This window comes from Kitasatospora sp. GAS1066B, assembly GCF_041262605.1.
Taxonomy (GTDB): domain Bacteria; phylum Actinomycetota; class Actinomycetes; order Streptomycetales; family Streptomycetaceae; genus Kitasatospora.
On record NZ_JBGCCO010000002.1, the window covers coordinates 251,866 to 264,219 of the forward strand.

Sequence of the window (12,354 nt, forward strand, 5' to 3'; positions counted from 1 at the left end):
CGGGGGGGGGGGCCCCGGGGGGGGGGGGGGCCCCGCGGGGGCCCCACCACTATGTCAGGCCGGCAGGTCCACCAGCTGCGCCAGCCGGGCCCGGTGGCGCCCCGGGGTGCCGAGGGCCAGCTGGTCCGCCTTGGCGCGCTTGAGGTAGAGGTGGGCCGGGTGCTCCCAGGTCATGCCGATGCCGCCGTGCAGCTGCACGCACTCCTCGGCCGCCCGCACCGCGACCGTGCCGCAGTGCGAGGCGGCCACCGCGACCAGCAGCTCGGCGTCCGCCGCCTCGCTCGCCAGGGCGTCGGCGGCCGCGCGGGCGGCGGCGCGGGCGCCGACCACCTCCAGCCACAGGTCGGCCAGCCGGTGCTTGAGCGCCTGGAAGGAGCCCACCGGACGGTTGAACTGCCGGCGCTCCTTCAAGTAGGCGACCGTCGTATCCAGGCACCACTGTGCGACGCCGAGTTGCTCGGAGGCGAGCAGCCCGGCACCGGTCAGCAGGATGTGTGCCAGCGCCGCCGGGTCCTCGGTGACCAGCCGCCCGGGCGCATCGTGCAGCACGACGTCGGCCAGCGGCCGGGTCAGGTCCAGCGAGGTGCGCGGCGTGACCGTGAAGCCGCTCTCCACCTGCCACAGCGCGCCGCCGTCCACCGGCACCACGAGCAGCTCGGCGCTCAGCGCGTCGGCGACCGAGGTGACGGTGCCGGTCAGCCGTCCGTCCGTCTCCTGCACGGTCGCCGCGCCACCGGAGAAGGAGAACGGCACCGCGAGCGTCCCGATCCGCTCACCCGTGCCGGCCAGCAGCACACTGCCCAGGAACGGTGTCGGCGCCAGCGAGTAGCCCAACTCCTCCATCACCACCGCTACTTCACGCAGCGTGCCGCCGGCCTGCGTCAGCTCGGTGACCCCGATCTGGGTCAACGCCCGCCACAGCGCCGGGTCGTAGCCCTGGCCGGCCGAGATCCGGGCCAGCACCGCGTCCAGCGGGCTGCGGTCGTGCAGCAGGTCGCGCACGCTGGCCCGCAACTCCTCCTCGATCTCGGAGTACAGCAGGTTCATCGGGACAGCTCCTTCCACGGGACGTCCTTGTCCGTGCGCGGCTCGGGCGGCAGTCCCAGCACCCGTTCGGCGATGATGTTGCGCAGGATCTCGCTGGTGCCGCCCTCGATCGAGTTGCCCTTGGCCCGCAGGTAGCGGTAGCCGGCCTCGCGGCCGTTGAAGTCGACCAGCTCGGGGCGGCGCAGCGTCCAGTCGTCGTAGCCCAGCCCCTCCTCGGCCAGCAGCTCGACCTCGAAGCCGGTCAACTGCTGGGCCAGCCGGGCGAATCCGAGCTTTCCGCCGGCTCCCTCGGGGCCCGGCTGGCCGGCCGCCAGCTGCTGGCGCAGCCGCTCGCCGGTCAGCCGCAGGACCTCGGCGTCCACCCAGTGCTGGAGCAGCCGCTGGTGCAGCTCGGCGGTGCGCAACTCGGGTCGGGCGCGCCAGGTTTCGGCGACGATGCCGATCAACCCGCCCTCGCGGGGCGTGGCTTGGCCGCCGATCGCCACCCGCTCGTTGTTCAGCGTGGTCTGGGCGACCCGCCAGCCTTCGCCGACGGCGCCGAGCCGGTCGGTGTCGGGGATCCGCACGCCGGTCAGGAAGACCTCGTTGAACTCGGCCTCGCCGGTGATCTGCCGCAGCGGGCGGACCTCCACCCCGGGGTCGGTCATGTCGCAGACGAAGTAGCTGATGCCCTGGTGCTTGGGCACGCTCGGGTCGGTGCGGGCGATCAGGATCGCCCAGCGGGCGGTGTGGGCGCTGGAGGTCCACACCTTCTGGCCGTCCACCGTCCAGACGCCGTCCTCGTCGAGCACCGCGCGGGTGGCCAGCGCGGCCAGGTCGGAGCCGGCGCCGGGCTCGCTGAACAGCTGGCACCAGACCTCCTCGCCGGTCCACAGCGGGCGCAGCCAGCGGTGCTGCTGCTCGGCGGTGCCGTAGCGCAGGATGGTCGGCGCGGCCATCCCCAGGCCGATGCCGATCCGGCGCGGATCGTTGTCCGGCGCCCCGGCGGCGGCCAACTCGGCGTCCACCACGGCTTGCAGGGCACGCGGGGCGCCCAGGCCGCCGAGTCCGACCGGGAAGTGCACCCAGGCCAGGCCGGCGTCGAACTGGGCGCGCAGGAAGTCGAGCCGGTCGACTTCCGCGGGCGGGTGGGCCGCCAGGAACTCCCTCACTCGCTCCCGGATCGCTGAGCTCATGCCTGGTACCTCTTCAGCTCGCGGCGCGCCAGCGAGCGCCGGTGCACCTCGTCCGGACCGTCGGCCAGCCGCAGGGTGCGGTTGCCGGCCCAGAGTTGGGCCAGCGGGGTGTCCTGGCTGACGCCCGCCGCGCCGTGCGCCTGCACCGCCTTGTCCAGGATCCACTCGACGGTCTGCGGGACCACGATCTTGATCGCCTGGATCTCGGTGTGCGCGCCCTTGTTGCCCACGGTGTCCATCAGCCAGGCGGTCTTCAGCACCAGCAGCCTGGCCTGCTCGATCCGCACCCGGGACTCCGCGATCCAGTCCTGCACCACGCCCTGGGCCGCCAGCGGCTTGCCGAAGGCCACCCGCTCGGTGACCCGACGGCACATCAACTCCAGCGCCCGCTCGGCGATTCCGATGGCCCGCATGCAGTGGTGGATCCGTCCGGGGCCGAGCCGGGCCTGGGCGATCGCGAAGCCGGAGCCGGGCTCGCCGATCAGGTTGGCGGCCGGGACCCGGACGTTCTCGAAGAGCACCTCGGCGTGGCCGCCGTGGTCGCGGTCCTCGTAGCCGAAGACCGTCATCGCGCGCTTCACCGTGACGCCCGGGGTGTCGCGCGGCACCAGGATCATCGACTGCTGGCGGCGCACGTCGGCCGTCGGATCGGTCTTGCCCATCACGATGAAGATCTTGCAGTCGGGGTTCATCGCCCCGGTGATGTACCACTTGCGGCCGTTGACGACGTAGTCCTCGCCGTCCCGCTCGATCCGGGTCTCGATGTTGCTCGCGTCGGAGGAGGCCACCTCCGGTTCGGTCATCGCGAAGGCCGAGCGGATCTCGGCGTTCAGCAGCGGCTCCAGCCACTGCTTGCGCTGTGCCTCGTCGCCGAACTGGGCGAGCAGTTCCATGTTCCCGGTGTCGGGGGCCGCGCAGTTGACCGCGGCCGGGGCCAACAGGATGCTGCGCCCGGTGAGTTCGGCGAGCGGGGCGTACTGCAGGTTGGGCAGCTCGCAGAAGAGGTTCCACAGGCCGCGCGCCCTGGCCTCGACCTGCAGCTCGCGGATCACGGCCGGGGTCGACCAGTCCTCGCTGGTGACCAGCCGCCGCTCGGCCGGGTAGACGCACTCCTCCAGGAAGGCGGTCAGCTGCTCGCGCAGCTCCTCGGTGCGGGCGTCGAAGGCGAAGTCCATACTGCTCAGCGCTCCTTGAGTGCGGTCAGGCCGTGTTCGACGAAGAGCGGGACCAGCGCGCCGACCCGGTCGAAGCCGGCCCCGACGGTGCGTCCCTGGCTGTAGCGGAAGTGGATGCCCTCCAGCACCACGGCGAGCTTGAACGAGGCGAAGGCGACGTACCAGTCGACCCGGCCGACGTCCCGGCCCGACTCGGCCGCGTAGCGCTCGATCAGCTCGCCCCCGCTCGGGAACCCGGGCGCCAGCGCGACGCCCGGGATCACCCCGGCGAACTGCGCGGCCAGTTCGGTGTACATCACCAGCAGGCCGAGGTCGGTCAGCGGGTCGCCGAGGGTGGACATCTCCCAGTCGAGGACGGCGGTGATCCGGTCGTCCGGCCCGACCAGCACGTTGTCCAGCCGGTAGTCGCCGTGCACCAGCGTGGGCGCGGGGGAGTGCGGCAGGTAGCCGGCGAGCCGCTCGGCCAGCGCGTCGATCCCGGCCACCTCGCGGCTGCGGGAGGCGGCCAACTGCTTGCCCCAGCGCTGCACCTGGCGGGTCAGGAAGCCCTCGGGGCGCCCGAAGTCGGCCAGCCCGACTTCCTGCGGGTCGATCGCGTGCAGCGCGACCAGGGTGTCGACCAGGTGGTCCGCCAGTGCCCGCACCCGCTCGGGCCCCAGCGCGGCCAGCGCCACGCTGTCCCGGTGAGCGGTGCCGTCCACGAACTCCATCAGGTAGAACGGCGCGCCGATCACCGCCGGGTCCTCGGTCAGCCGCACGGTGCGCGGCACCGGGACCGGCGAGTCGTGCAGCGCGCCGATCACCCGGTACTCGCGGGCCATGTCGTGCGCGGTGGCCAGCACGTGCCCCAGCGGAGGGCGGCGCAGCACCCAGCGGTGCTCGCCGTCGGTCAGCCGGTAGGTCAGGTTGGAGCGGCCGCCCTCGATCAGCTCCGCGCTCAGCGGTCCGGTGCCCAGGTGCTCCTGGAGCGCGGCGAGGTCGAGTCCGGGGGGATTGTCGGTCATGGCATCCTTCGGGAGTGAGACTGACTAAGCGCTTGCTTAGCCTCTCGCCCGACGCCGGGGATGTCAACGGTGGAGGAAACGGAACGGCCGCGCCCACCGGTGGTGGACGCGGCCGTTGCGCGGAGGGTCAGTGGTGGTCGGAGCGCTTGCGGTGCAGCACGAAGCTCTCCATCGGGCTGATCGCCCCGTCCGGCTGGGCCACCCGGTAGTAGGTGACGTGGATGCTGGTGGTGCCGCCCGGCTGGTGGCCCGGGTCCACGGTGAACGCGGCGAAGCCGTACGAGTGGTCCAGGTCCCGCACGCCCACCCACGGCGCGTCCTCGTGGACGTAGACCGGCGTGCGCTTGCCGTTCGCGCCCACCGCGCCGACGCCGGTGATCACCTTCGCCTTGGCGGGCTTGAAGAACGCGCTGTTGGTCGGCGAGGAGGTGCCGCCACCGCCGAGCACCATGTGCACGGTGCCCTGCGAGGTGTCCATCACGTCGGTCGCGGTGGAGACCGGGTTCGGGGTCAGCGTCTCCGAGCCGGAGACCGTGCCGCGCACCGGCAGCGAGCGCTCGTAGTCGTGCTCGTGCCCGCAGACCACCAGGTCCACCTGGTAGCGGTCGAAGAGCGGGCCCCACTGCTCGCGGACACCCCGGTCGGCGCCGTTGGCGTCGGAGGAGCTGATCACCACCTGGTGCATGCAGACCACCACCCAGTCGATCGAGCGGTCCGCGCGCGCCTTGGCCAGGTCCTGCTCCAGCCAGGCGCGCTGGGCGCCGCCGCTGTAGCCGTGCACGTAGGCGTCGCCGGCGTCCTGGTAGGCCACGTCGTCGTTCTGCAGCACCACCACGTGCACCGAGCCGACCGAGAAGGAGTACCAGAGACCCTTGGTCTCGGCGTCGCCACCGTTGTCCGGCAGGTCGAAGCGGGTCTGGAAGGAGGTGAAGCCGATCGGACCGTTGGCCTTCTCGTTCTCGTGGTTGCCGGCCGCCGGCATCCACGGGCGGAACCGGGCCGAGCGGGTGTTGTTGGCGAAGAAGCCCTGCCAGGTGCGCAGCCGGTCCGGCGAGATGTTGGCGTAGCAGAGGTCGCCGTTGAGCAGGTGGAAGAGCGGGTCGACCTGCTCGATGCCGGCCACGATGTCCGCCGAGGCAGGGGAGGCGATGCCGCTGGGGACCACCGTGTAGCCGCCCTTGCCGTCCGGCTGCCAGGTGGTGCTGGGCACCGCCTGGTCGCCGAAGCTGGTGAAGGTGAAGGCCTGCCGGCCGCGCTGGGCGGTCCGGAAGCTGCCGGCGTCGGGGCGGCCGCCGTCGTGCAGCGCGGCGTAGGTGTAGTAGGTGCCCGGCCGCAGGTTCTCCATCCGGGCGTGGTGGGTGTGGACCACCCGGTTGCTCACGCCGTCGGTGTAGGTACGGGTGTCGGCCTGCACGGTGCGGCCGAAGCCGCCCTCCAGGGTGCCGAGCTGGACCCGGGGATTGCGGACCGGGCCGTCGGTGGTCCAGGAGGCGGTCATCTGCCGGCTCGGGTCGGCGCCGAAGGTCAGGTGCAGTCCCTCGACCGCCGGGGCGCCGAGCGACTCGGGCCGGGTGAGCAGCAGCGGAGAGCTCTGGGCCGACGGGGCGTCAGCTGAACCGCTGTCAGCCGCAGCGGGGGTGGCGGCGAGCAGCGGGCCCGCGGCCAGTGCGGCACCGCCCACGGTGGCGCTGAGCCGCAGTGCGGTGCGGCGGCTGACGGTGCCGCCGGTCTCGCCGTCGCTGCTCGGCTCGGGGGCGTCGAAGGGCTGGTCCACAGGAACTCCTCGCCTGAAGGTCGTTGAAGGGCGTCCACGCTAGCGGCGGCGTACCCGGTGCCGGGTGAACGGGAACCGGCTCCCCTCTGAACCCTTGGGCGGCCCCACTGAATGCTCGGACGGGCTACAGTGATGCCATGCGCGCACCACTGCTTCCGTTGAGCTGGTGGCCGTCCTAGGACGGCCGCGCATTCGACATGCCCTGGGCCGTCCGGACGGACGGCCCTTTCGCTTGCTCCCCGCACGGGCCCCGCCGGACGGCACCGACACCCGCCCCGTGCAGAGGAGAAGCAGGATGACCGCCTTCCGTCCCCGCGTGCTGACCGGCGACCGCCCGACCGGCCCGCTCCATCTCGGCCACTACTTCGGCTCCTTGCAGAACCGGGTACGCCTGCAGGCCGAGGGCGCCGAGCTGTTCGTGGTGATCGCCGACTACCAGGTGCTCACCGACCGCGATGTGGCCGACCGACTCGGCGACCACGTCCGGGAGTTGGTGCTGGACTATCTCGCGGTCGGGATCGATCCGGCGCGCTCGGTGATCTTCACGCACAGCGCGGTGCCGGCCCTCAACCAGCTGCTGCTGCCGTTCCTCTCCCTGGTCAGCACCGCCGAACTGCAGCGCAACCCCACGGTGAAGGACGAGATCGCGCACTCCCGGCAGGCCCAGGTCAGCGGTCTGATGCTGACCTACCCGGTGCACCAGGCCGCCGACATCCTGTTCTGCAAGGCGCACCTGGTGCCGGTCGGCCAGGACCAGCTGCCGCACCTGGAGGCCACCCGGACCATCGCCCGACGCTTCAACGCCCGCTATGCGTCAGGGACTTCGCCGTTCTTCCCGGAACCGGAGGCGCTGCTGTCGGCGATGCCGCAGCTGCTGGGCACCGACGGCGGCAAGATGAGCAAGAGCCGGGGCAACGCGATCGCGCTGGGCGCGAGCGAGGACGAGACGGCCCGGCTGATCCGCAGTGCCAGGACCGACGTCGAGCGCCGGATCGGCTACGACCCCGAACGCCGGCCCGAGGTGTCGAGCCTGCTCACCCTGGCCGCGCTCTGTCTGGGCCGGGACCCGCACTCGGTGGCCGAGGAACTCGGCGACGGCGGGGCCAGCGCGCTCAAGACGCTGGTCACCGAGGCGGTGAACGAGCACCTGCGGCCGATCCGCGAGCGCCGGGCCGAGTTGGCGCAGGATCCCGGCCACCTGCGGGAGGTGCTGGCCCGGGGGAACGCGCGAGCCGACGAGGTGGCGCGCCGGACGCTGGCGGAGGTGTTGGAGGTCATGGGGATGCGGTATTGATGCCATATCGACACTGACACCTTGTTGATCCTTGGAGATTCGTCCAAGAGTCGGCGGGTGTGGCCGGTGATCCGACAGGAGCTATTGACGGGCGATGGCGGGCTTCCTAGATTCACTCCAACGCGGAAGTCAGTTTCCGCATCGTGGATGTTCTGTTCACTTGGGTCGGTCTCCTGTTCGCCGCAGGAGCCGGCGGTGGGCGACGGCAGCGCCGTCCGCCAGGGTCGTCCCAGCGTCACCGTGCTCCGTCCCGCACTCCGGTCGTCGTTCCCGGGCCCGAAGCCACCGTCAGATGTGGAGGGACAACAGCCGTGGCCAGTCAGGACCTTGCGCTTCAACCGGACTCCGATCGCCCCGAGGCCGATCTCGCTGACCCCGACAGCCCTGACGCCGATCGCGCTGACCCCGCTGCCGTCCACCCGGTGGACGAGGTGCTGCCGCTGGGCCGGATGTCGGCGGTCGCGCTGCAGCACGTGGCCAGCATGTACGCCGGGGTCGCCGCCCCGCCGCTGATCATCGGCGGTGCGGTCGGCCTGAACGCCGCGCAGCTGACCACGCTGCTGGCGGCCGCCCTCTTCATCGCCGGCATCGCCACCTTGTTGCAGACCCTTGGCGTCTGGCGGATCGGCTCCCGGCTGCCGTTCGTCAACGGGGTCTCGTTCGCCACCGTCTCGCCGGTGCTGGCCGTGGTGGCGGCGAAGAAGGGCGCCACGCTGCCGCTGATCTTCGGCTCCACCATCGTGGCGGGCCTGGTCTGCTTCCTGGCGGCGCCGCTCTTCTGTCGCCTGGTCAGATTCTTCCCACCGGTGGTCAGTGGGACGGTGATCACCCTGATCGGCGTCTCGCTGCTGCCGGTGGCGGGCAACTGGGCGCAGGGCGGCAACGCGCAGGCACACGGCTACGGCTCGGTGAGCAACCTGGGGCTGGCGGCGTTCACGCTGCTCGCGGTGCTGCTCTTCAACCGCTTCCTGCGCGGTTTCGCGCAGCGGATCGCGATCCTCTTCGGGCTGCTGGCGGGCACCCTGGCGGCGATCCCGTTCGGCAAGGTCGACCTGCACGCGCTCACCTCGCTGCCGGTCTTCGAGCTGCCGCACCCGTTCGCCTTCGGTGCGCCGCGCTTCGAGCTGGCGTCGATCATCTCGATGCTGGTGGTGATGGTGGTCTCGATGACCGAGTCCACCGCCGACATGATCGCGCTCGGCGAGGTGGTCGAGCGGCCGGTCGACGAGCGCACCATCGCCGCCGGGCTGCGTGCGGACGGCCTGGCCAGCGCGTTCGGCGGGGTGTTCAACGGCTTCTTCTGCTCCGCCTTCGCGCAGAACATCGGCCTGGTCGCGCTGACGAAGATCCGCAGCCGCTTCGTGGTGGCGATGGGCGGCGGTTTCCTGATCCTGATGGGCCTGCTGCCGGTGGTCGGCGGCCTGGCCTCGCTGGTGCCGCAGCCGGTGCTGGGCGGGGCCGGGGTGGTGCTCTTCGGCTCGGTCGCGGTGGCCGGCGTGCGGACGCTGAGCAAGGCCGACCTGTCGGTGGGCTCGAACGCGCTGATCGTGGCGGTGAGCCTGGCCTTCGGCATCTTCCCGATCGCCTACCCGGGCTTCTACCACGCCCTCCCGCAGCAGCTCGCGACCATCCTGAGCTCGGGCATCGCGGCGGGCTGCCTGGCGGCGATCACGCTCAACCTGCTCTTCAACCACCTCGGGTGGGGGCGTCGGGGAGCTGTGGCCGACGCGGTGGCGGTGCCGGCGGCCGGCGAGTAGCCGGCCGGCAGCGGAACACCCGCCGGCGGAGCGCCAACCCGGCGCGCGGCAGCGCCGGGTGGCGCTCGTGGCGCCGCCCGCTACCGCCCGCCCGCCGCCACCGGCAGGACCGGATCGAACCGCTCCGCCCGCAGCGGCGCGGGCAACTCGCCTGTGTGCACCACCCCGAGGCGCTGGGTGGCCCGGGTCAGCGCGACGTAGAGATCGTTCAGCCCGCGCGGCGACTCGGTGAGGATGCCGGCCGGGTCGAGCACGATCACCGAGTCGAACTCCAGCCCCTTGGCCTGCTGGACGGTGAGCGCCGGCAGCCCGAGCTGCGCCAGGGCGGCGGCGTCCGCCGTCGGCGCGATGACGGCCAGCAGGCCGTCGCCGACCGCCGCCGCCTCCCGCGCGAGCAACTCGGGCAACGCCTCCTCGGGGGCCAGCCACGGCCGCACCCCGGTCTCCCGCACCGCGCGGGGCGCCGCGACCCCGGGGCCGAGGGCCGCCAGCACATCCGCTGCCACGGCCGCGATCTCGCCGGGAGTGCGGTAGTTGACGTCCAGCCGGGCCAGCCGCCAGCGGCCCGCCAGGTACGGGTCGAGCGCCTGCGCCCAGGAGCCGGTGCCACCCGGTGCGCCGGTCTGCGCGACATCCCCGACCAGCGTCATCGAGCGGCTCGGGCAGCGGCGCATCAGCATCCGCCAGTCCATCGCGGACAGTTCCTGCGCCTCGTCCACGATCAGGTGGCCGTACACCCAGCTGCGGTCGGCCGCCGCCCGCTCGGCGGCCGTGCGCCGGTCCCGCTCCTGGTGCCGTTCGGCCAGCCGGTCGGCGTCCACCAGGTCGTAGGCGGCGAGCAGTTCGCCCTCCTCGCCGTCCTCCAGGTCCACCGAGCGCGAGCCGTAGGCCACATCGAGCACCTCCTGCGCGTACGCCAGCCGCCGCCGGTGCTCACGCTCGGCGCCCGCCCGCCGTGCCTGCCGCAGCTCCTCGTCGGGCCCGAGCAACTCGGCGGCCTCGTCGAGCAGCGGGACGTCCGCCGGGCTCCAGCCCCCGCCGGGCGCGCGCAGCAGGGCCTGCCGCTCGACGGCCGACAGCTGCGGCGCCGCGGCGGCCAGGCGGTCGGGGGAGGCGAACAGCTCGGTCAGCAGCCGCTGCGGGGTGAGTCGCGGCCAGAGCCGTTCGAGCGCCGCGTCCACCTCGGGGCTCGCGTGCAGCTCCCGCCGGATCGCCGCCAGGCTGCCCGGGTCCAGCAGGTTCTCGCCGCCGAGCGGGTCGGTCCCGATCCGCTCGGCGTACTGCTCGGCCAGCGCGGCCACGATCCGCCGCTCGACGATCGGCCGGGCCTGATGATGCGTCAGGCCGCTGGCCCGGGCCGCCTCCCGCGCGCCCGCGCAGACCGGCCGGGTCAGCCGCAGCACCTCGCGCTCGTACTCGACCTCGATCGCCTCCTCGGGCTCCCAGCCCGGCACCCACTGCCGGTCGCGGACGGCGGCGGCGATCACCTCCGCCATCGCCGCCCGGCCCTTGGCCTCGGTGGCCGCCGCCGGCTCCGCCCGCTCGGCGCAGACCCCGGGGAACAGTTCACCGATCGTCGCCAGCCGCACGCCGGTCTCGCCGAGCGAGGGCAGCACCTGGCCGATGTACCGCAGGAAGGCGACGTTCGGGCCGACGATCAGCACCGCCCGCTTGGCCAGCTGCTCGCGCCGGGTGTAGAGCAGGTAGGCGGCCCGGTGCAGCGCCACGGCGGTCTTGCCGGTGCCCGGGCCGCCCTGCACCACCAGGGCGCCGCGGTGGTCGGCGCGGATGATCCGGTCCTGCTCGCCCTGGATGGTCGCCACGATGTCGCTCATCCGCCCGGTCCGGCTCGCGTCGAGCGCCGCGAAGAGCGCGGCCTCGCCGCTCAGCTCCTCGCCGCTCAGCTCCTCGTCGTCGGTCCGGCTCGCCCGGTCCAGCAGCTCGTCCTGCAGGTCGACCACCCGCCGTCCGTCCGTGCGCAGGTGCCGGCGCCGCCGTACGCCCTCCGGCACGATTCCGGTGGCCACGTAGAACGGCCGCGCGGCCGGCGCCCGCCAGTCGATCAGCAGGGGCTCGTCGGAATTCTCCGCCCGCAGTCCGAGCCGTCCGATTCGGTGGATCCGGCCGTCCGTCAGGTCGAGCCGTCCGAAACAGAGGCCGTGTTCCACCGCGTCGAGCCGTGCCAGCTGTTCGCCGTACTCGGCTGCCGCCGTGTCGCGCTCGACCAATGCCTGGTGACCGCTGCTGAGCTGCGACAACGCCTGGCCGAGCCGGTCGCCGAGCTGGACCCGCAGGTCGTCGAGGCGGGCGTAGAGCCGGTCGACGCCGGTCTGTTCGATGCTGATTTCGCTGATTGACAATTCGACCCCCTGGACGCTATAGTGACTTTCGGGAGCTACTTTTGATGATTCGCCAAAAGGCAGCCCGAAAGAACAATGTTAAACGAAGCGCCGAACTCCGTACCAGGGGTTCCGGCGCTTTTCTGTTTCCGTCGGCGCTGTTTCCGTCGGCGGCGCACTGCGCGGAGCGGCTCGCACCGGCTCCCGGGGCGATGGTGCGAGCCGCTCCACGTGCCTTCCCGCGGGTCAGTCGCCCGCGTGTGCCCGCAGCAGTGCGGCGATGTCGAGCTTGACCATCGACATCATCGCGGCGGTCGTGCGCGTCGCCTTCTCCGGATCCGGGTCGCTGATCAGGCCGGGCAGCACCTCCGGCACCACCTGCCAGGACACCCCGTAGCGGTCGGTCACCCAGCCGCAGGCCATCGGCTCGCCGCCGTCGAGCAGCCGGTCCCAGTAGTGGTCCACCTCGGCCTGGTCGGCGCACATGATCTGGAACGAGATCGCCGGGTTGAACTTGTACTGCGGGCCGCCGTTGAGCCCGATGAACTTCTGGCCGTTGAGCTCGAACTCGACCACCAGCACGCCACCGGCCGGACCGGGGCCGGCCTCGGTGTAGCGGGTGATCCGGCCGAGCTTCGAGTCCTTGAAGATCGACAGGTAGTGGTTCGCCGCCTCCTCGGCCTGCCCGTCGAACCACAGGCAGGTGGTGAAGCCCTTGCTGGTCATCGCGCCTCCTCGCATCACGCCGTCCGTTTCCTCCAGGTTGGCGCCGGGGCACTGCGCGGGCCC

Annotated in this window: 9 protein-coding genes; 2 read left to right on the forward strand and 7 right to left on the reverse strand. The window is 72.4% G+C overall.

Going from position 1 to position 12,354, the window contains the following annotated elements; translation table 11 throughout:
* Positions 1–54: 54 nt before the first annotated feature.
* The 5 genes from ABH937_RS02800 to ABH937_RS02820 form a co-directional block, all read right to left on the reverse strand.
* Complete coding sequence (locus ABH937_RS02800) at positions 55–1,047, reverse strand: acyl-CoA dehydrogenase family protein (protein WP_370217037.1); 993 nt, start codon at positions 1,045–1,047, stop codon at positions 55–57.
* Positions 1,044–2,222, reverse strand: a complete 1,179-nt coding sequence (locus ABH937_RS02805) for an acyl-CoA dehydrogenase family protein (RefSeq protein ID WP_370217038.1) — start codon at positions 2,220–2,222, stop codon at positions 1,044–1,046. The genes ABH937_RS02800 and ABH937_RS02805 overlap by 4 nt, the downstream gene beginning before the upstream one ends.
* Entirely contained in the window at positions 2,219–3,397 is a 1,179-nt protein-coding gene (locus ABH937_RS02810; RefSeq protein ID WP_280693845.1) for an acyl-CoA dehydrogenase family protein, read from the reverse strand. Before ABH937_RS02810 ends, ABH937_RS02805 begins: the two co-directional genes overlap by 4 nt.
* Positions 3,398–3,402: 5 nt before the next feature.
* Positions 3,403–4,401, reverse strand: a complete 999-nt coding sequence (locus ABH937_RS02815) for a phosphotransferase family protein (RefSeq protein WP_370217040.1) — start codon at positions 4,399–4,401, stop codon at positions 3,403–3,405.
* 127 nt (positions 4,402–4,528) lie between these two features.
* Entirely contained in the window at positions 4,529–6,175 is a 1,647-nt protein-coding gene (locus ABH937_RS02820) for a metallophosphoesterase family protein (RefSeq protein WP_280693847.1), read from the reverse strand.
* Positions 6,176–6,470: 295 nt separating this feature from the next.
* Between ABH937_RS02820 and trpS the strand changes: the two genes are divergently transcribed.
* Both trpS and ABH937_RS02830 read left to right on the forward strand, forming a co-directional pair.
* Entirely contained in the window at positions 6,471–7,469 is a 999-nt protein-coding gene (gene trpS / locus ABH937_RS02825; protein WP_280693848.1) for a tryptophan--tRNA ligase, read from the forward strand.
* A gap of 449 nt (positions 7,470–7,918) precedes the next feature.
* Positions 7,919–9,226 (forward strand): nucleobase:cation symporter-2 family protein, encoded by a 1,308-nt coding sequence (locus ABH937_RS02830; RefSeq protein ID WP_280693921.1) that lies wholly within the window; start codon positions 7,919–7,921, stop codon positions 9,224–9,226.
* An 80-nt stretch (positions 9,227–9,306) separates the two neighbouring features.
* On the opposite strand, the gene ABH937_RS02835 is transcribed toward ABH937_RS02830, so the two are convergent.
* Entirely contained in the window at positions 9,307–11,586 is a 2,280-nt protein-coding gene (locus tag ABH937_RS02835; RefSeq protein WP_280693849.1) for an AAA family ATPase, read from the reverse strand.
* 225 nt (positions 11,587–11,811) lie between these two features.
* Positions 11,812–12,291 carry a VOC family protein gene (locus ABH937_RS02840; protein ID WP_370217041.1) on the reverse strand — a complete coding sequence of 160 codons (480 nt, stop codon included), beginning with the start codon at positions 12,289–12,291 and terminating at the stop codon, positions 11,812–11,814.
* Between the last annotated feature and the right edge of the window lie 63 nt (positions 12,292–12,354).